This window comes from Aequorivita sediminis, from assembly GCF_032080575.2.
GTDB lineage: Bacteria > Bacteroidota > Bacteroidia > Flavobacteriales > Flavobacteriaceae > Aequorivita > Aequorivita sediminis.
In genome coordinates, this window is sequence record NZ_JAVLSO020000008.1 from 53,786 (window position 1) to 75,086 (window position 21,301).

Genomic DNA, 21,301 nt, shown 5'->3' on the forward strand with positions numbered 1-21,301 from the left:
TTTTATTTAACATATTTCTACCCCAACTATGGTAAAATTGCTTTACATAACTAATGGTATTCATGGTTCTGGGGGGTTGGAGCGTGTGTTGTCTATAAAGGCTTCATATTTGGCTGAACACTATAATTACGATATAACAATACTTTCTTTAAATGGTTTAAAGGAACCTTTTTATCAATTCTCATCAAAAATAAAATTTGTGAGTATAGAAGTGGCTGGTAATCCATTCACATATTTTTTAAAATATAAGCGAGGGATAAAAGAGGTTGTTAAGAATAAAAAGCCAGACATAATTTCTGTTTGCGACGATGGATTAAAGGGTTTTTTATTACCGCAAATATTGAGAGTAAAAACTCCAATTATATATGAAAGGCACGCATCTGTCTCTCTAAACTTTAATACGGCAAATAAAGGTTTTTTTCAAAAGTTAAAAAATAAGTTTACATTCTTTTTAATGCGTTGGGCTGCCACTAAATTTGATAAGTTTGTGGTGTTGACAAATGGGAATTTAAAGGAGTGGAAAGCTGGTAACCTACAAGTAATACCTAATCCACTTTCTTTTTATCCTGAAAAAAAATCGACCCTTCGGAATAAGGATGTAATTGTTGTTGGTAGCCACGGTTATAATAAGGGTTACGATTTATTATTAATGGCTTGGAAACTAGTGGTGAATACCCATCCTAATTGGAGATTAAATATTTTTGGTAAGATAGACGACAACCGAACTTTTGTGAAACAAGCCGAGGAAATAGGATTAAAATGCAGTGTTAATTTTTTCAGTCCTGTACAGGATATTAAGAATAAGTATTTAGAATCCTCAATTATGGTGCTTCCTTCACGTTCTGAAGGATTTGGGATGGTGCTAATAGAAGCAATGGCGTGTGGAGTTCCTTGTGTAAGTTTTGACTGTCCAAATGGTCCTGCCGATATTATTGAAGATGGGGTGGATGGATTCCTGATTGAAAACGGTAACATCCGTGATTTAGCAACAAAAATTAAAAAATTAATTGATGAAGAATCTCTTAGAATTAAAATGGGGAATAGAGCTAAGGAAAGTGTAAAACGTTATTCCGTAGAAGTAGTTGTTAAAAAATGGGATGAATTGTTTAAAGAATTAGTGCGTTGAAAATACTTTACCTAAATAATCAATTCTATCTTCACGGAGGAATTGAAAAAATGTTGAGTCAAAAAATTAATTATTTTATTGAGGAATATGGTTATGAGGTAATATTGTGTACTAGTGAACATTATAATAAAGATTTTGTTTATCCACTAAACAAAAATACAAAGCATATCGATTTAGGAATTAACTATAATCGCAATAACAGTTACTTTCATCCAAAAAACTTAATAAAATCTATAAAGCACTTTAGGAAATTAAAGCAATTATTAAAGATAGAGCAGCCCGATATTGTAGTTTCCGTGAATTTCACGCCCGAACAATATTTTCTTCCATTTTTAGAAACGCATATACCTAAAATAAAAGAATTTCATTCATCCGGAGCTACATTTAAAAATTCACAAAATCTTTCGGGTAGATTTAAAGAATTTCTTTTTAATCTGTTTGCTAAATACGATAATTTAGTCGTCTTAAATAAAGATGAGGTTAAATACTATCCATTTAAAAATGTTAGTGTAATTCCTAATTTTATTGAGGTCAAAGAAAACGAGTTTGAATTTAATAGGAATAAAACAATTATAGCGGCAGGTCGCATTGCTCCTGTAAAACAATTTGACCATCTAATTAAAGCTTGGAGTTTAATTGCGGATAAATTTCCCGAATGGGATGTTAAAATATTCGGTGACGGCGATGATCAGCTTTCCAAAAATCTTAAGGACAATATCGTTAAAAATAAGATTCCAAGAATTCAATTGATGGGACCTACTGCTCAGCTTCATTCTGAAATGCAAAAAGCTTCCTTATATGCAATGACCTCGTCCACTGAATGCTTTCCTATGGTTTTATTAGAGGCTCAAAATGCTGGTTTGCCTATTATTTCCTATGATTGTCCTCATGGTCCTCGAAATATTATCAATCCTGAAATTGATGGTAAGCTCGTGTCAAATCAAAATATTGAGGAATTTGCACGCCAGTTATCTCATTTAATTGAGAATACAGATATAAGGAAGAAAATGAGTCAACAGGCTATTAAAAATAGTGTTAAATTTGCCAGGGCACCAATAATGAAGCTTTGGAATGAGTTAATCAATTCAAAACTATAAAATTTTACATAAATTTAATAAATGTTCGATTGGATACCTTTAGATGTATATACGAAAACACATTATTATATAATGTTGTTCTTAGTACTATTAACATTTTTACAATCCCAAAGCCAACCTCTTGATAGTAAGACGAATTTTAGTTATATGAAGGTTGTAGGAGGGTTTTATTTTATCTTTTTACTTTTGTATATGGGGTTAAGGCCAATTAGTGGTCGGTATTTTGATGATATGGGAACCTATAATAGGTTGTTTATTCAATATTCAAATGGAGCTCCCATAACTTCAACGAAGGATATTTTTTTCCATACTTTCACAAAGTTTTGTTCCCAAATAATGACTGCTAACGCCTATTTTTTAACTTGTGCTTTTTTGTATTTAGCGCCAATGATAGCAGTATCGAGGAAATGGTTTAAAACATATTGGTTTTATGGCTTCTTATTTCTTGTAACCTCTTTTTCTTTTTGGGCTTATGGCACTAATGGGATAAGAAATGGAATTGCTGGATCTTTTTTTCTATTAGCCATATCTAGGAAAAAACTTTTTTGGAAAATTGTATGGATTTGTTTGGCTATCAATTTTCATAAAACGATGTTACTGCCAACAGCGGCATTTATTTTGGCTAATTTTTATAATCAACCTAAAAAACTTATTTATATATGGCTCTTGTGCATCCCCTTGTCTTTAGTGGGAGGTGGCTTTTTTGAAGGTTTTTTTGCAAGCTTAGGATTTGCAGATGAACGCTTGAGTTATCTTACGGAAGGAAATGTAAATAACGATAATTTTAGTAGCACTGGATTTCGTTGGGACTTTTTGCTATATTCAGCTACTGCTGTTTTTGCTGGTTGGTTTTACATCTTTAAAAGAAACTATAAGGATAAAATTTACTTTTGGCTATTTAACACTTATGTTTTATCGAATGCCTTTTGGATATTGGTTATCCGAGCCAACTTTTCTAATCGTTTTGCTTATTTATCATGGTTTATGATTAGCTTGGTTATTATATATCCCTTACTAAAACAATACATTTTGGAAAAACAACATAAAAAAATTGGATTGATTCTAGCAACTTATTTTGGATTCACTTTTTTTATGAACGTTGTATTAGATTTATAATATATGTACTTTATGATATCATATTCTTTAATCAATTTTTGAGCTCCATGGTCTTTTCTATAATTATCCCTGTGTATAATGCTGCCTCATATATAGAGCGTTGCCTAAATTCTGTTTATAATCAGAATATCGAAGATAATCTTTTTGAGGTTGTAATTATTGATGATGGCTCACCCGATAACAGTACAAAAATTGCTGAGACTATTACTGAAGGAAAAACAAATGTTAAAATATATTCCCAGGAAAATAAGGGTTTGGGTGGAGCAAGAAATACAGGAATAGAGAAATCCATGGGAACATATTTAATTTTTTTAGATGCCGATGATTATTTAGAGCCAAATTGTCTTTTGAAAATATACAAAAAAATCAGAGATGAAAAATTTAATAATATAGATGTATTTGAAATGGCCTGTAATCTGGTTACAGAAGAAAATATAATACAAACTCAATTCGTCCCAGACCATCTTGAAAAAATTTTCAACGGAATGGAATATTTTTTAAATGTTAAGACAATAAATTCCGCATGTAATAAAGTTTATAATAAAAAATCAATTTCTAAATTAAGGTTTAAAGAGAGAATCTATAGTGAAGATTCCGAATTTAATACTCGTGCGTTTTTCTATTTTAAAAATGTCTGCTCAATAGATATACTAATGGCAAATTTCGTTCAGACTAAGGGTTCAATAACACGAAATAATGATAGTAAGGTAAAAAATAAATTACTTCAGGATAGTTTGATGATTTTACGATCTTTTAAAAGTTTTGAGAAGAATAATAGTGCGTTTAGTCCACTAGAAATTAAATATTTCGAAAAGAAATATACATTAAGTACGGTTAATATTTTTTACTTACTTTGGAAATATAATATTGAGGCTTCCAGAGCAATCAGTTTAAAAGATGATTTGAAAAAAGAAAACCTTTATTGTTTAAGCTATTCAGGTCTTGAGACTAAAAGAAATTATTTTAGACTGTTTTTAGACCGTGGTTTTCTAATATATTTTTTTCTGTTAAAAACTAAAAATGTTTTAAGTACCTAATAAACTTTTACCCTTACTATTGATATTGACATTTAAAATTGATTGTCCTTTTACACTTTAATGACTTACATATAATCTTAAAATTAAATATTAAAAGGAATTATAATAATCACTCTTGTTATTTTTATTCGAAAGAGAGTTGCTGAATACATAATTATTTAAATGATGTTAAAACCAAAACTCATTCGCATCGCAACCGTCCCAATTTCCCTAGAAAAACTTTTAGAAGGGCAGTTGGAGTTTATGCAAGATTATTTTGAGGTTACAGCTATTTCAGCAGATAAAGAAAAACTCTATGCATTAGGTGAGAAAAACAACTACCATACCTATTATATAGAAATGACGCGAAAAATCACCCCTTGGCAAGATTTAAAGGCGGTGGTTAAACTGTATAAATACCTGAAAAAAGAATCGCCTGCAATTGTGCATACCCATACTCCTAAAGCAGGTATCGTAGGAATGCTCGCAGCTTGGCTTGCGGGAGTGCCTAACAGATTGCATACCGTAGCTGGTCTTCCATTAATGGAAGCTAAAGGAGCAAAGCGTATAGTTCTAAATATAGTTGAGAAATTAACCTATCTATTTGCTACCAAAATTTATCCTAATTCTAAGGGGCTATACGATTTCATTGTAAATGAAAAGCTTGCTAATCCTTCTAAACTTGCAATTATTGGAAATGGTAGTAGTAACGGAATAGATACTGAATATTTTAATCCAAATCATTATTCCGAAAAAGACAAAATTGATTTACGAAATCAGTTAGAGATTCCCCAAGATAATTTTATATATATATTCGTAGGCCGACTGGTAAAAGATAAGGGTATTAATGAGTTAGTGGAGGCATTTTCAAAACTTTTAAAAACAAATAGCAATATCTCCCTGCTGCTAGTAGGTCCCTTAGAAAGTGATTTGGATCCCTTAAGCTCCGAAACATTAAATGCTATAGAAAATACATCTCAAATTGTTTCGGTTGGATATCAACCTGATGTACGTCCTTATTTAGCGATAGCTAATGCTTTAGCTTTCCCGAGTTATCGTGAAGGATTCCCAAATGTGGTTATGCAAGCCGGTGCCATGGGGTTACCGAGTATTGTTTCGGATATCAATGGTTGTAATGAAATTGTAGATCAAGATGTTAATGGATTAATAGTACCTCCTAAAAATGCAGAAGAACTATTTTTGGCAATGAAACAAATTATTACAGAAGATGAATTATATGCGAGATTAAAATCTGCTGCAAGACAGAATATAGTTACAAATTATAGCAGAAAGGAAATATGGGAAGCTCTGTTGAAAGAGTATAAAAATTGTTTAAACAATTAATTTTAAATTTTCTCTAATTTATTAAAGTTAAGGTTAATTCTCTATTTAAATTGTGTTGTTTATACCTCATTTCTTTTAAGTAATTTTACGCCTTAAGAATCTAATTCATGTATAGAAACATAGTAAAACCATTGTTTGATTTTTTGACAGCTCTAATAGGGTTGATCGTTTTATCCCCTATATTTTTAGTGGTTACAGTTGGTTTGGGAATTGCAAATAATGGTAAGCCTTTCTTTTTTCAGCGTAGACCTGGGAAGAATGAGAAAATTTTTAAAATAGTTAAGTTTAAAAGCATGAACGACAAAAAAGATTCTAAAGGCAATCTGTTGCCCGATTCCGAGCGCTTAACTAGAATTGGGAGCTTTGTAAGAAAAACTTCATTAGACGAAATTCCACAACTTATTAATGTGCTTAAGGGCGATATGAGTTTTATCGGGCCAAGACCGTTATTACCAGAGTACTTGCCTTTATATAATGAGATTCAACGCCATCGTCACGATGTAAAGCCAGGGATAACAGGTTGGGCACAAGTAAATGGGAGAAACACTGTGTCTTGGGAAAAAAAGTTTGAATATGATGTTTGGTATGTCAACAATCAAACGTTCTTACTTGATGTTAAAATATTTATTATGACGATTAAGAAAGTATTTATAAAAGAAGGGATTAGTCAAGAAGGGCAAGTTACTGCCGAATCATTTAAAGGAAATTAATTATGAAAGATTTAGTTATAATTGGTGCTGGAGGTTTTGGAAGAGAAGTTAAGACGTTAATCGATGATATTAATAAAGTTCATCCAACGTATAGGTTTAAAGGATTTTATGATGATGGATTTGAAGTTGGAACTAAAATTAATGGTTATGAGGTCTTGGGGGGATTAAAAAATTTGAATAATATTTCTACTCCCGTTATGGTTGTTGTAGCAATTGGTGCTCCTGATGTTAAGCAAAAAATTGTCAAACAACTTATTAATCCTTATTTAGAATTCCCTACTTTAATTCATCCATCTGTTATTAATAGTGATAATTTTGTTGATATTGGAAAAGGCTGTATTATTTGTGCAGGTAATATTTTGACATGTAATATTACTATTCAAGACTTTGTAATTTTGAATCTAATGTGTACAATAGGTCATGACACAACTATAAATAAATACTCTTCTTTTATGCCTTCAGTAAATATTTCAGGGGAGGTTCTTATCCATAAAGCTGTGTATGTTGGTACTGGAGCAAAGATTATTAATCAGTTAGAAATTGGAGAGAACACCATTATTGGAGCTGGAGCCGTAGTGTCTAAGTCAATTCCGGCGAACTGTACAGCAGTTGGGGTTCCTGCTAGGATTATTAAAAAAACCTAATGTTTTTTAAAAGATTTTTTGATTTAGTCTTGTCAGTTACTGGACTGCTAATTTTTGGTTTAATAATTTTACTTTTAGTGATAATTGCTTCCATTGATACAAAATGTCAAGGTGTATTCTTACAAAAGCGAATAGGTCAATTCGGGAAAAGCTTTACAATATTTAAAATACAGACTTTTTCAAAAGATGGAGATATTTCCACTTTTGGAAATTTCTTACGGAAATATAAATTAGACGAACTTCCCCAATTAGTGAATATTCTTTTAGGGCAAATGAGCTTTGTAGGTCCACGTCCCGATGTTCCGGGATATTATGATGCCTTAGAAGGTAAAGCTAGAAAAATTTTAGCATTAAAACCTGGCTTATTTAGTAGGGCAGCCATAAAATATTACAATGAAGAAAGTTTATTAAAATCTCAAGACAATCCCCAATATTATAACGACAATATTATATTTCCAGATAAAGTGTCGATGAATTTGGAGTATTACTACCAGCGGTCAATGAAGGAGGATTTTAAAATTTTAAAGGCGTCTACAAAAATAATAATTTCCAGTTTACTTTCTTTATAGCATAGGACGTAAGACGTAGGGCGAAAAATCTAGAAATAATTCTTAATAATTTGGAGTTTATTTTTGGTTGATTTTTTAGGTTAAACTTGAGTTTTCAATCAATAAACTAAGTTAATTTAGGGTTAAATGTAGTTCTCTTTAGTTTGATAGAACCTAAGATTTATAATTTTAAACTGCTGATATTTTTTATTTGCTTATAAACTATTCATCGAGTACTAGAATGTTGTTGGTGTATTTGGGTAAATAATTTATATCTTTGCAACCTCCCTGATTCCTGTTTATTTAAGCAAAAGAGTCATCTAACTGAAACTTATTATACGTGAGGTGTTTAACAAAAATTAATGTAACTTCACAAGAAGTAGTTTTCAATTATTCTATAATTAATGAAAGATAAGATTTACCTCTCCTCACCCCACATGGGCGGTAGTGAATTAGACTTTGTAAAAGAAGCATTTCACACAAATTGGATAGCACCTTTAGGGCCAAACGTTTCCCAATTTGAATCGTTATTGGAACAGTATTTACAGTCAGAAAGTCATGTAGCGGCCCTTAGTTCTGGAACTTCGGCAATTCATTTAGCATTAATAATTTTAGGCGTAGGGAATGGAGATGAAGTTCTGTGTCAAAGTATGACGTTTTCAGCTTCTGCCAATCCAATTCTTTACCAAGGCGCAACTCCTGTGTTTGTAGATAGCGAAACGGAAACCTGGAATATGTGTCCTGAATTATTGGAAACCGCTATTAAAGACCGAATAGCAAAAGGGAAAAAGCCTAAAGCAATAGTGGCGGTTCATTTGTATGGTATGCCGTATAAGGTAACAGCTTTAAGAGCAGTTGCTGATAAATATGAAATTCCTATTGTGGAAGATAGTGCTGAAGCTCTGGGGAGTAGTTATAACGGCAAAAAATGTGGAACTTTTGGCGATATTTCAATCTTGTCTTTTAATGGAAATAAAATAATAACCACTTCAGGTGGAGGAGCTTTAGTTTCAAACAATCTTGACGATAAAAATAAAGCCATATTTTTAGCAACTCAAGCCAGAGATGACGCACCACATTATCAACATTCTGAAGTTGGATATAATTACAGACTTAGCAATGTTAGTGCAGGTATTGGCTGCGGGCAAATGGAAGTTCTCGATAAACACGTGTCTTTACGACGGGATATGAATTTATTTTATCAAGATCTTTTTAAAGATGTAAACGAAATAGAGGTTTTTAAAGAAACAAATGAAAAAGTTTACAGCAATCATTGGTTGAGTTGTATTACATTTACACATACCACAGCAAAATTAAATCCTGAAGCCCTACGCACATTTTTATTAACTGAAAACATCGAGGCAAGACCTTTATGGAAACCAATGCATTTACAGCCTGTATTTAAGGATGCACCTTCCTATGCAAATGGGGTAGGGAAACGACTTTTTGAAACTGGTTTGTGTTTGCCTTCAGGAAGTAATTTAAATGATGCAGATAGATCAAGGATTACTGAGACCGTTATTAACTATTTAAAAAATAGCGTATAATGAAAATGCCAGGAAAATTTACTTTTCTTGCCTTTAGACTTTACAGTAGGTTTAGAGACTTTATTTTAGGACAACGCTATTTACCGCGTTGGATAGTGGCATTAATAGACCTTTCTATTTGTGGCGTCTCCTTTTTGCTTACTTGGCTTATCTTAAGTGAAACTCCAGTATTTTTCAATCAATTTTTATCAATTCCACAAAAAGCTTTAGTGCTAATAGGCCTACACTTTTTGTGCTTTATTGTATTCCGAACTTATTCTGGGATTATTAGGCATAGCACCTTTGCCGATGTGTATCGTTTTGTGAAATCTACCTTGGCATTTCTAGCTATTACTATGGCAGGAAATATGGTGTTTTATTATTTTAATGGTACGAAGCTATTCCTTACAACTACCATATTACTTTACACCTTCTTATCGTTAACCTTATTACTTGCCTTTAGAATTACCATAAAGGAAATGTATCGCTTTCTTCGCGCTGCAGCTACTGCGGGCCGTTTAAAAAAGCGCGTTATTGTATTGGGAATTGACGATAAAACAATTTCGTTGTCACATGCTATTTTATCCGATTCTGCTTCTATTTATAGACCGGTAGCATTTTTAACCACTAAAGAAAAGCGAAAGAGATTTAAAATCTTGAACCTTCCAGTTTGCTATACAGATGATGATCTTGAAACAAACTTAGAAAATACCAAGTCTAAGCAAAATGCCGATGGCGTATTATTTGTTGGAGATTTACTTTCTGTTGACGAACGAAACGCTATAGCCGAAGCGTGTTTTTCTGTAGGGCTTGAAGTTTATAATTTATCATTGCCAGAGCAATGGAGTGATATTTCAAAAAAACCATTAAAGATTGACCCTCTTAGAATCGAGGACCTTTTGGAGCGCAGTGTAATTGAAACAGATATAGAGCTAATATCAAAAGATCTTAAAGATAAAACGATTCTAATTACTGGAGGAGCAGGAAGTATAGGAAGTGAATTAGTTCGACAAATAGCTGAACTAAATCCTAGATTATTAGTGGTTTTAGACAATGGCGAAAGTCCGTTACACGGGGTAGAGATATATTTAAAAAACAACTTCCCGCATCTTAATTACAGCATTTTCCTTGCCGATGTAACCAAGAAAGGGAGAATGGAGGGTATCTTTAAAAAGTTTAAGTTTGACGTAGTGTATCACGCAGCGGCATATAAACACGTACCTATGATGGAGCGTCATCCTAGGGAGGCTATTAGAACAAATATAGTAGGAACACGCACCTTGGCAGAGCTTTCTGTAAAGTACGAATGTGAACGTTTTGTAATGGTTTCTACAGATAAAGCAGTAAACCCGAGTAACGTGATGGGGGCGTCAAAACGGGCTGCTGAAATGTTTGTACAGTCCTTACAGCGTACCCCGGGGATAAAAACTAAATTTATCACTACGCGATTTGGAAATGTTTTGGGGAGTAATGGCTCGGTAATCCCTTTTTTTAGAGAGCAAATTAAAAATGGTGGCCCAGTAACGGTAACGCATAAGGATATTATTCGTTATTTTATGACTATTAAAGAAGCTTGTCAGCTAGTATTACAAGCGGGAACCATGGGAAAAGGAGGAGAGATATTTGTTTTTGATATGGGGAAACCTGTTAAAATATTAGATTTGGCCGAACGAATGATTAAACTTAGTGGCTTTAAACCCTATAAAGATATTCCTATAGAAATAGTAGGATTGAGGCAAGGGGAAAAATTGTATGAGGAACTTTTGATAGACGGGGAAAATACACTGCCAACATATCATCCTAAAATTATGGTTTGCAGTACAGTGCCTCATGAATATACGGTTATTTGTAATGCAATTGATGAGTTAGAACTTATGGCGGATAGTGTGGGGAAAAAGAAGGATATTATCAAAAAGCTTAAAATATTAGTGCCTGAATTTGTAAGCCAAAATTCGGAATATTCAACTTTGGATAAACAAATTGAATAATTCTATTTGGATTACAATTTTAACGCTATCAATAAAAAATTATATTTGCAATAAATAATTTTAAATGAAACAATTCGTAACTAAAATACTTTTCTCAGTATTTGTCCTTTTACTGATAGCTTCTTGCACCTCCAAAAAGGAAATAGTTTATTTTCAGAATTTACCTGAACAACTAGCGCAACTGGATAGCGTACAGAGTGATTTTAAGATAAAGCCTAACGATATTTTAAATATCACTGTTACAGCTTATGATCCTATTGCAGTAAAACCTTTTAATTTGGTTTTGGAATCTAGTGGAGGATTATTAGCAGAACGACAAGGGTATTTAGTTGGTGCAGATGGAAGTATAAATTTCCCTGTTTTAGGGAAAATAAAAGCTGCAGGACTTACGAGAGTAGAATTAAGTGATAAACTCACCGAACAAATATCCGAATATATCTTAGACCCTATAGTGATTATTAATGTTTTAAACTTTAAAGTGAGTATACTTGGAGGTGTTAATAGTCCAGGGACGTACTCTGTACAAGGAGAACGCCTTACGCTTACAGAGGCAATAAGTCTTGCGGGGGACCTAAGCGTTTATGGTAAGCGCGATAATATTTTGGTTCTGCGTGAAAATAACGGGAAAAAAGATTACGCCTATTTAGACTTGCGAGATGTAAATATTATGGAGAGCGAATTCTATTATCTACAACAAAACGATGTTGTATACGTTGAACCAAACAATGTAGTCGTTCAACAATCTGGAATTAACCCTATTGCAACATACCTAATATCTATAGCTACTTTCATTACAACTTTAGTAGTCGTTTTCATTAAATAGAAATATGCAAGATCTTCCTCAAAATACTAATGAACAGCAACAACAAGGAGTTTCGATTAGAGAGCAGATAGATGTGTACTTAAGAAATTGGCCTTGGTTTTTAGGATGTGTTCTTATAGCATTGACTGCTGCTTTAATTTATTTGCGCTACACTACTCCAACTTATAGCGCCAAAGCAACAGTATTAATTAAAAACGAAGAGAAGTCAGAGTTAGCTGCCTTTCAAGATATGGGATTAGCTAATATGATGAATTATTCTGATTTTGAAAATGAGATGATAATCTTGCGTTCAAAAGATTTAGCTGAACGGGTAGTTGATAAACTAAATCTTTCCGTAACTTATTATAAAGAGGGGAATATAAGGGATGCCGTTATTTTTAAAAACCCAGCCTTCGAAGTCAAAGTAATATCCGAATCTGACAAAGAAAATACATCTAGTGGCTCTTTTTATATTCTGCCTTTATCAAGTGTAGAATTCAGTTTAAAAAATAATGCTAAAGAAGAGGTTGGCATTTATAATTTTGGTGATGTTGTAAATTTGGGATGGACTTCCATTTTAGTAACTCCCAACGTCGGAGGATTAAAAAACGCAGAAAATAAAGGTGAATTCGATGAAATTCGTGTAGTAATTAGAAGTAAAGAATCTGTAGCTGCAGGTATTCGATCCTCTATTACCGTTGGTCCATTAAACGATTACAGTACGGTTATATTACTTACTTTAGTGTCTGATTCTCCAGAAAAGGCTAAGGCAACTCTTAGTGAATTAATAGATCAATACAATATTGAATCTATGAATGATCGAAATAGAATAGCGCAAAATACAGCCGATTTTATTGAGGGCAGGTTGGAAATAATCACCAACGAACTAGACAGTGTTGAAACAGGAAAAGTTGAGTTTAAGAAAGATAACCTGCTTACAAATATTGAAGCAGAAGGAGGGATGTATCTTCAAAATTCAGATGCTGCAAAACAAAAAGAAATTGCCGTTGAGACTCAAATTGCTTTAGTTAATACCATGATGGATTATCTAAAAAACAGTTCTGATACTGATTTATTACCAGCAAATCTAGCTGGAAGCGAAGAAGGTTTTTCCCCTGTTGTTGAGGAATACAACGAATTAATTATGGAGCGAAATCGTTTGTTGCAAAGTAGCACTACTAAAAATCCGTTGGTTGTCGGTCTCGATGAACAAATCAGTGAAGTGCGTGCTAACGTAATGGAAAGCATGCTAAATGCAAAACAGTCGTTGCAAGTAAGTTTAAGAGAAATTTATAAAGAAAAAGGAACCGTAGGCTCTAATATTCGTCAATTTCCAGATAAAGAAAAAACCTTTAGAAGTATTGTAAGACAACAAGAAGTAAAAGAGTCATTGTACTTATATCTGCTTCAAAAAAGAGAGGAGAATGCCATTACCATGGCCGTTACCTCTCCTAGAGCCAAAGTTGTTGATCAAGCGTACAGCGAAACAATACCTGTTAGAAGGCAGATTTATATTCTTGGAGCAATAGTGCTTGGGCTATTAATACCATTTGCAGTTATTTATCTAAAACAACTTTTAGACAACAAAATTAGGAATCGGGGATATTTAGAACGTCATGCTGGAGAAATCGGAATAGTTGGAGAACTACCAGAATTAGGAAGAAAGGAAGAAGATTTAATTACAGAGAATGATACCTCTATTTTAGCCGAGTCATTTAGAATACTGAGTACTAATTTAAAATATTTATTCCTTGATAAACTTGATGATAAATCTAGAGGGAAAATCATTTTTGTTACCTCTACAGTAAAAGGAGAAGGGAAAACTTTTGTTTCTGCAAATTTAGCGGTTACGCTAGCAAATGGTGGTTCTAAAGTAGTAGTGGTGGGTGCCGACATTAGAAACCCTCAATTACATCGCTATATTAATGGTGAAAATGATAGAGGAGTAGTTGAGTATTTGGTCTATCCAGAAACTTCTACAGAAGACTATTTACAACCCGCGTCAATACAGAAAAATTTATGGCTGATGCCAGCCGGTGCTGTACCTCCTAATCCTGCTGAATTATTGATGCAAGATCGCACCGCAAAAATGTTCGATGAGTTGGCTGCTAAATTTGATTATGTTGTGGTCGATACAGCACCTTCGATGCTCGTGACTGATACTATTTTGATAAATAAATTTGCTGATATAACAATTTATACAGTAAGAGCTGGGTTTACTTATAAAAATCTACTTAATTTTCCTTTAGATAACAGAAAGAATGGGAAGTTAAAAAATCTAGCATTCGTACTAAATAACGTTTCCATGGATAATTTTGGCTATGGTAATAAATATGGATATACTTATGGACAGACTAAAAAGACATTTTGGCAAAAGATGTTTGGGAAGTAATCCAACACTATAATGTCAACTATAAAAATTTCCGAAATAGGCCTAGGCTTGTTTCGGATTTTTTTTGATGGATAGATGTTTTTAGAGACAAGTTATAAGACTTGGGACGATAGGACGTAGGACTTAGGATATTAGGGTCTAAGACGTAGGACATAGGACGGTAGGACTTAAGACGTAGGACATAGGACGTATGGTGTAAGAGCCAAGAATCTAGAATCTAGACTTTTCTCAAATAATTACGATTACCACCCATCGTCCTTCAACTTGCATTTAACATAACTCTTAACTTATAACTCATAACTCATAAATCTTAACTAGTAAATCCCAAATTCTTAATTCTGAATTTTAGACTCCTAACCCTGAACTCTACACTCATAACTATTAAAACAACTTTATTTTAAAACTATAAATTTGTTATATTTTTCACAATAATTTAAAGAATTGATGTGTTAATTTTGAAATGCTGATTATAGCAGTTAGCTTTGTTTAGGTATAACCATAAAATTTTTAAACCATGAAAAAGTTATTATTAGTTTTTGCTGCTGCATTAGTTATGAGTTGCGGGGATAATAAAAAAGAAGAAAAAACTGAGATGAAAATTGGTACTCAGAAAACAGTAGAGAAAGAAGTTACTGAAGATATTAATGCAGATCCTAATTTAGCTGTTGTTACTATAGAAGGAAACGACCAAATGAAATTTAACAAGAGTGAAATTCGCGTTAAAGCTGGGCAAAAAGTAAAACTTACACTTAAGCACGTAGGTAAAATGTCTGAAGATGTAATGGGACATAACTGGGCATTACTTACTGCAGACGCCGATATGGCCACAGTGGGACAAGCTGCAGCCTTAGCAAAGGAAACTGACTATATCCCTGCAGATATGAAAGATAAGTTTATTGTCCATACCGAAATGATTGGCGGAGGAGAAACAACTACTATAGAGTTTGACGCTCCTGCTGCAGGCACCTATACCTTTCTATGTACCTTTCCTGGGCATTACGCGCTTATGCAAGGGAAGTTTATTGTTGAATAAACTTTAGCACCTATAGTTATTAAAAAAAGCTGCATTTTAAATGTGGCTTTTTTTTTGGGACAGATTTGAATTTTAGATTTGAGATTTGAGATGTGAGACGCGAGACGTAGGACTGTAGGACATAGGACGTAAGACAAAGGATGTAGGCATAAGAGCCAAGAATCTAGAATTAAGACAAAATAGGCGAGACCTAGGATATAGGACTTAAGACGTAGGACCTAGGGCAAAGGAAATACGAGTCAAGAATCACGATTTTTCCTTATGATATTTAAATACTCACACTAAATTCTGAATTCTGCATTCTGAATTATTAAATCTGCATTCTGATTTCTGCATCTTAAACCTTTAACTCATAATTCATACCTCCTAACTCCTAACTCTGAACTCCTAACTAGCAAACTATCCTCATAATTCTGAATTCCGCAATCTGAATTCATAATTGTTAATACTGCATTCTGAATTTTAAACACCTAACTCCTAACTCATAACTCTGAACTCATAACTGTAAAACTACTCATCATCCCCATAAACCAAGTTTATAAATTCTTCCTCATCTATATCTCCAAAATATTCTTTTAGGTTAATATCTCGAAGGATTTCTGTGATGTTTTCTTTTTCGTATCGGGTTTCTACTAATAGGTTTTCTAGGGTTGCTACAGGTTCTTTTCCAAAGAAATCGCCATATACTTTAAACTCCTTAATTAGCCCTTTGTCGACAAAAATTCGCAAATCTATTTCTCCGATAGGGAAGCGTTTGCTGCGTTGAATGTTGAATTTTGGAGATTTACCATAATTCCAGTCCCAAGTGTCATATTTTTCTTCTTTCAATTGGTGAACAGCTTTCCATTCGTCTGCTGTGAGGCGGTAGGTTTCAAAAGGCTCACTTTCTTCATAAAGTCCTTCAAGAAGTAAAGTTCTAAATGCTTCTATAGTAAGTGGGTCATTTAAGAACTCTGAAATATTCGCAACGCGACTTCTCACAGATTTGTGGCCTTTAGATTCGATTTTACTCATTTTTACATTTAGTGCATTTACAACTTCACCTAAGTCAGTATTAAAGAGTAGCGTACCGTGGCTAAACATTCTCTTTCCTGTAGAAAACTGGGCTGTACCCGAAATCTTTTTCTCGTCTATTAAAATATCATTTCGGCCTTTTAATTCAGCATCAAGCCCTAAATTGTTTAATACCCTAATTACGGGTGCAGTAAATTTTTTGAAGTTGTTTAAGCTCTTTACATCGTGGTCGGTAATAAAACTAAAGTTAAGATTTCCAAAGTCGTGGTAAACCGCTCCCCCGCCAGAAACTCTTCTCACTACATGTATATTATTATCCTCGACATATTCGTGATTAATTTCTTCTAAAGTGTTCTGATTACGTCCTATAATTATAGAAGGCTCGTTTATATAAAACAATAAATAATCGTTTTCTGCACTAAAATTTCGCAAAATATACTCTTCTAAAGCTAGGTTTAGCCGTGGATTGGTGACATCCTCATTTTCTATAAAAATCATAGTTCTTTATTTGTGATTTAAACCTCAAAGATAGGATTTATCAATCGTTTATTTTATTGAGCGGTTTGAAAAGTCTTTATTTAATTTAGGAGCAATGAGTATAAGTCGCGGAATAAATTAAGTGTTTGCGAAAATTTAATCTAATTGAATTAATAATTGTACTTTTGGCTCTAAATATTTGTTTCGCATTGTACTTAAATTAAATATTTCTTAAAAATTACTTGAAAGCTTATATTAGATGCTTTTATCTTATATTTGCCGATAGCAAAACTGACTTTCTCCCCAATAATTCTTGTTAATTTTTAATAAGTGAGGATCCCTATGGATAAAGTTGTAATATATGGCGCTGGCCGACATGCTGAACTTACAGCGAATTTAATGACAAAGTATAACTTACATGAAGTTGTTGCTTTTACAGTTAAAAGAGAATTTCTTAACACACCAGAATTAAATGGTTATCCCGTTATTTCTTACGAGGATATAAAAGACATTTACCCCAATAACGAATTTAAGTTGTTTATTGCTGTTGGTCCACAACGGGTAAATCGAGCAAGAGAAGAAATTTTTCAAGAGTGTAAAAAGAATGGATATAGCTTTGTAAACTGTGTTTGTCCATCGCCATTCATTGATAAAACTGTTAAGATTGGAGAGAATGTCTTTATTGATCAGTTTTGTTGGATTTCGAGTTTTGTTGAAATAGGAAATAATACCACTTTAATTGGATCAAAAATTGGGCATCATTGCAAAGTGAGCAGCAATAGTTTTATATCTGCCAGTATTTTAGCTGGTAATGTATATGTGAAAAATAATGTTTTTATAGGATTAGGTTCTATAATTGGTCCAAATATAACACTAGAAGAATATACAGTTATTGGTATGGGATGTACAATTTCTAAGAGTACAGCTCCTGCCTCAGTGTACTTAAACAAAGCTACTGAAAAGCAAAGTTATGATTCCTCGAAGATAAAACTTTTATAAAGTATACGTTTGAGAAGTGACTCTATTAAGACTCTCTAGTTAGATATATTATTCTATAACCTACATATTTACAAAAATTCAAAAATTAATTATGAGAAAAGTATGGATTCATATGGGATACCCGAAGTGTTTTTCCACTAGTCTTCAAAAGGCATTCTTTGAGAAACATCCAGAAATTGATTTTGCAGGTATGGGTGTGGGAGATCATCTTAGCTATGCTAATGATGGTTTAGAATTTGTTTTTCAAAGCTTGCTACAGCATGCCAATAAACCGTATTTCAACCGCAATTTTAAAGAAGCTAAGAAGATAGTTGATGAATTTGTTAACAGTACGAGCCAGACCACTGTTTTTTCATTAGAAACCTTGGTTTTTCCATTTTCATCTTTAGAATTTGAAACAATTACAGAGCGAATCAAATTATTATTTGAGGGCTATGAGATTAATGTTTTAGTAGTGATTCGAGAACAGCTTGGATTTTTAAAGTCTTTATATGGTGAATTTCTTAGAATGGGATATCCAGAGACTTTTTCCAATTTTATTCAGTGGGTTTGGAGCTACCGAGATCGAAATTTTTGGGAGCTTCTAAACTATCCTCAAGTGTATGGTTTTTTAAAACAAAGTTTTGGCGATACGAATATTCATTTACAGTTTTTTGAAACTTGGAAACGTAATCCTGAAATTGAAATTAATGCGAGTGTTTCACAGCTTTTGGGGATTACAAATAAAAATTTACCAATTTGGAATGATAATCCATCTTTAAAGAAAGAAGAACAGGCTAATTTATTATATGTCAATCAACAATTTCGCAGGGGAATGGGGGAGCACGTGTTATTTCCCTATTTAAATCATCTTAATAGAATTAGTTTAGAACGCTTGGAATCGGGCTATAATAATGAAGAAGTATTTGAAAATATATTGACAAAGCGTTTGGCGTTAAATAAGATGAGACGCTTACCACAACAACCATTTGATGATTTTTATAAACTCCGTGCTCCGTCTGATGATATTTTAAAAAAAATGCAACAGGAGTGGAAAATAATCAATCAGCGATTATTGGATAAATTAGGAACTATCCCTAAGGTTTATCTCTCATAATATAATTTAAACGAAATTTAATTATTCGTAAGGTTTATTTTATAAATGCCGTTCTAATTAAATTAATTAAGAAAATTAGTCTATTAAAACTATAAGTAAAATATAAATGAAGAAAATTGGAATCATGCAACCCTATTTCTTACCTTATATAGGATATTTTCAATTGATGGAAATGGTGGATGAATTTGTAATTTACGATAACATAGAGTTTTCTAAAGCTAGTTGGATTCGTCGAAATCGAATGCTTCAAAATGGAAAAGATGCATTTTTTACATTGCCATTAAAGAAAGATTCCGATTTTTTAGATGTAGATCAGCGTTATTTAGTCGAAAATTTCGATAAAGAAGCAGGTAGGTTATTGAGGCGTATAAAAGCTAATTATTCAAAAGCTCCTTATTTTAATGATTTTTTTCCAGTAGTTGAGAAAATTATATGTTATGAAGAACGCAATCTATTCGATTACATACTCAATAGTGTATATTGTATAAAAGATTACTTAAAAATTGAAACTCCTATTAAAGTATTTTCGAAATTGGGGAAGGATGTCCACTTATTGAGGGCACAGGATAAGGTTATAGGAGTTTGTAAAGCATTACAGGCAACTCACTATATAAATTCCTTTGGAGGGAAGCACTTATATGACTCAGAAAGCTTTGAACAAGAAAATTTGGAATTACTCTTTTTTAGAACTAGTCAAATAGAGTATTCACAGTTTGAGAATAATTTTATACCTTTTCTTTCAATAATGGATGTTTGTATGTTTAACGATGTTTCTCAAGTAAGTGAGTTTTTAAAACATTACGAAATAATTAATCCATGATATCGCTTACATATACCTTTAACAAATCTACTGAGCAGCAAATAAAAGAACATCTTTGGCGAGTAGATAACGACTTTAAACCTGCTTTACATACCTATGTCGATATAGATGAATATTCAAAGAAATTAGTAGATAGTGCTATTCGCTTAGAATATTATAATGAAAACCTATTAATAGGACTTATGGCAAGTTATTTCAATTCGGAAAATAAGTTTCTTTTTATAACGAACTTCAGTATTGAAAAGGAATATCGTGGTCAAGGAGTGAATTTAATAATTGAATTTATAAAGTTTTTAGAAGGTCGATTTTCAGAGATTTCGATTAAAACAATTAAACTTAGCAAGGATTTTGCAAAAGCACTTGGTATCAATGTTGAAGCCAATAAAATACCTATTAAGAGTATACATACAGAAGTTCGTAACGATAACCAGGTTCTAATATATGTATATAAAAAAATTGGCTTTTATGTAAAAAATGTAGGAGAAACCTCAACTTATTTGATAAGAGAAATATGAAGAAACCTTTAGTTTCCATATTGTGCATCACCTATAATCACCAACAGTTTATAGGAAAATGTCTTGAAAGCTTGACAAATCAAAAATGTGACTTTGATTTTGAGATTCTAATTCACGATGATGCCTCTACCGATGGTACGCAGGCTATAATTAAAGAGTTTCAACTGAGGTATCCAAAAATTGTAAAACCTATTTTACAAACTGAAAATCAATGGTCTAGAAAGCCAAGTGGTATCAATTTGAGGTTCAATTATCCTCGAGCTAAAGGAAAATATATAGCACTTTGTGAGGGAGATGATTACTGGATTGGCGAGGATAAACTTCAAAAACAAGTAACCTTTTTAGAAAATAATCCTGATTATTCCATGATTTGTAGCGCCTATAACATAGTTACTGAAGAAAGTGTACAACCGATTGTGAAAAAGGGTATAGTTTCTGTAGAAAAAGAGGATGGTAAAGGTTTTTATTTTGATTTAGGAGACTTAATAAAACATTGGTTTGTAAGACCTTCTACAGCTCTTATTAAAAACTTGTCGGATAAAGCTAAGGTTCTAGAAGATTACGATTCCCCATTTGACGTTCATCTCTTTTATCATATCTTAAAAACTAAAAAGGGGTATTACAGTAAAGAAATACTAGCAGGGTATAATCGGCATAATCGCGGAGTATATAGCGGAAGGTCACCTCAGGAATTGTTATTAGCACATTATTATATCTTTAAAGAAATCTATGAAAAGGATAAAAATAAATTTATAAGAGAACAATATATAGAGTTGTCGTATAAGCTTATCAATCTCAGGATTTCTGGTTTGATGTCTTCATCAAAAATTCAAACCCCCGAACTTAAAGCAAAAATTGTAACAGCTAGAAAAGTATATAGAGATATTAAACCTATTCTTAAAACTAAAATTGAGCGTAAAAGGTTGTATATAAGCCTAATTCCGCTTCAATTAAAAATTCTTAAAGATAAAGCTAATAGATTAATTTATAATAAATAAAACAATGGAATTCAATAACAGAACTATTATTTTAAAATCA

The 21,301-nt window shown here is 32.6% G+C and carries 19 protein-coding genes; 18 read left to right on the plus strand and 1 reads right to left on the minus strand.

The annotated features are described in order from the left end of the window. Positions 1-28: 28 nt before the first annotated feature. The 13 genes from RT250_RS11620 (at position 29) to azu (ending at position 15,342) form a co-directional block, all read left to right on the plus strand. Positions 29-1,126, plus strand: a complete 1,098-nt coding sequence (locus RT250_RS11620) for a glycosyltransferase family 4 protein (RefSeq protein WP_313114909.1) — start codon at positions 29-31, stop codon at positions 1,124-1,126. Then, a complete protein-coding gene (locus tag RT250_RS11625; protein ID WP_313114910.1) occupies positions 1,123-2,223 on the plus strand; it encodes a glycosyltransferase family 4 protein in 1,101 nt (366 codons plus the stop codon). The genes RT250_RS11620 and RT250_RS11625 overlap by 4 nt, the downstream gene beginning before the upstream one ends. A gap of 147 nt (positions 2,224-2,370) precedes the next feature. Further along, on the plus strand, positions 2,371-3,339 hold the full coding sequence (locus tag RT250_RS11630; protein ID WP_313114911.1) for an EpsG family protein: 969 nt from the start codon (positions 2,371-2,373) through the stop codon (positions 3,337-3,339). A 47-nt stretch (positions 3,340-3,386) separates the two neighbouring features. Further along, complete coding sequence (locus RT250_RS11635) at positions 3,387-4,376, plus strand: glycosyltransferase family 2 protein (RefSeq protein WP_313114912.1); 990 nt, start codon at positions 3,387-3,389, stop codon at positions 4,374-4,376. 165 nt (positions 4,377-4,541) lie between these two features. After that, entirely contained in the window at positions 4,542-5,699 is a 1,158-nt protein-coding gene (locus tag RT250_RS11640) for a glycosyltransferase family 4 protein (RefSeq protein WP_313114986.1), read from the plus strand. Between the two features lie 107 nt (positions 5,700-5,806). Then, on the plus strand, positions 5,807-6,409 hold the full coding sequence (locus RT250_RS11645; protein WP_313114913.1) for a sugar transferase: 603 nt from the start codon (positions 5,807-5,809) through the stop codon (positions 6,407-6,409). Between the two features lie 2 nt (positions 6,410-6,411). Next, positions 6,412-7,053, plus strand: a complete 642-nt coding sequence (locus RT250_RS11650) for an acetyltransferase (protein WP_313114914.1) — start codon at positions 6,412-6,414, stop codon at positions 7,051-7,053. Next, positions 7,053-7,622, plus strand: coding sequence for a sugar transferase (locus RT250_RS11655; protein ID WP_313114915.1), 570 nt, complete (start codon positions 7,053-7,055; stop codon positions 7,620-7,622). The genes RT250_RS11650 and RT250_RS11655 overlap by 1 nt, the downstream gene beginning before the upstream one ends. Before the next feature lie 383 nt (positions 7,623-8,005). Continuing rightward, a complete protein-coding gene (locus RT250_RS11660) occupies positions 8,006-9,148 on the plus strand; it encodes a DegT/DnrJ/EryC1/StrS family aminotransferase (protein WP_313114917.1) in 1,143 nt (380 codons plus the stop codon). After that, positions 9,148-11,115 carry a polysaccharide biosynthesis protein gene (locus RT250_RS11665; protein WP_313114918.1) on the plus strand — a complete coding sequence of 656 codons (1,968 nt, stop codon included), beginning with the start codon at positions 9,148-9,150 and terminating at the stop codon, positions 11,113-11,115. The genes RT250_RS11660 and RT250_RS11665 overlap by 1 nt, the downstream gene beginning before the upstream one ends. Before the next feature lie 64 nt (positions 11,116-11,179). Then, entirely contained in the window at positions 11,180-11,938 is a 759-nt protein-coding gene (locus RT250_RS11670) for a polysaccharide biosynthesis/export family protein (RefSeq protein ID WP_313114919.1), read from the plus strand. Positions 11,939-11,942: 4 nt separating this feature from the next. After that, complete coding sequence (locus tag RT250_RS11675) at positions 11,943-14,309, plus strand: GumC family protein (RefSeq protein ID WP_313114920.1); 2,367 nt, start codon at positions 11,943-11,945, stop codon at positions 14,307-14,309. Positions 14,310-14,823: 514 nt separating this feature from the next. Then, positions 14,824-15,342 carry an azurin gene (gene azu / locus RT250_RS11680; protein ID WP_185099016.1) on the plus strand — a complete coding sequence of 173 codons (519 nt, stop codon included), beginning with the start codon at positions 14,824-14,826 and terminating at the stop codon, positions 15,340-15,342. Between the two features lie 510 nt (positions 15,343-15,852). On the opposite strand, the gene lplA is transcribed toward azu, so the two are convergent. After that, entirely contained in the window at positions 15,853-16,854 is a 1,002-nt protein-coding gene (lplA, locus tag RT250_RS11685) for a lipoate--protein ligase (protein WP_313114922.1), read from the minus strand. Positions 16,855-17,175: 321 nt separating this feature from the next. Between lplA and RT250_RS11690 the strand changes: the two genes are divergently transcribed. The 5 genes from RT250_RS11690 to RT250_RS11710 all read left to right on the plus strand — a co-directional run bounded on the left by RT250_RS11690 (position 17,176) and on the right by RT250_RS11710 (position 21,261). Next, positions 17,176-17,832 carry a PglD-related sugar-binding protein gene (locus tag RT250_RS11690; RefSeq protein WP_313114923.1) on the plus strand — a complete coding sequence of 219 codons (657 nt, stop codon included), beginning with the start codon at positions 17,176-17,178 and terminating at the stop codon, positions 17,830-17,832. Positions 17,833-17,923: 91 nt separating this feature from the next. Then, on the plus strand, positions 17,924-18,928 hold the full coding sequence (locus RT250_RS11695) for a hypothetical protein (protein ID WP_313114924.1): 1,005 nt from the start codon (positions 17,924-17,926) through the stop codon (positions 18,926-18,928). A 106-nt stretch (positions 18,929-19,034) separates the two neighbouring features. Further along, positions 19,035-19,748: a WbqC family protein gene (locus RT250_RS11700; protein WP_313114925.1), complete on the plus strand. Its 714-nt coding sequence runs from the start codon at positions 19,035-19,037 to the stop codon at positions 19,746-19,748. Beyond that, a complete protein-coding gene (locus RT250_RS11705; RefSeq protein ID WP_313114926.1) occupies positions 19,745-20,263 on the plus strand; it encodes a GNAT family protein in 519 nt (172 codons plus the stop codon). Before RT250_RS11700 ends, RT250_RS11705 begins: the two co-directional genes overlap by 4 nt. Then, positions 20,260-21,261 (plus strand): glycosyltransferase family 2 protein, encoded by a 1,002-nt coding sequence (locus RT250_RS11710; RefSeq protein WP_313114927.1) that lies wholly within the window; start codon positions 20,260-20,262, stop codon positions 21,259-21,261. The genes RT250_RS11705 and RT250_RS11710 overlap by 4 nt, the downstream gene beginning before the upstream one ends. Positions 21,262-21,301 lie beyond the last annotated feature (40 nt).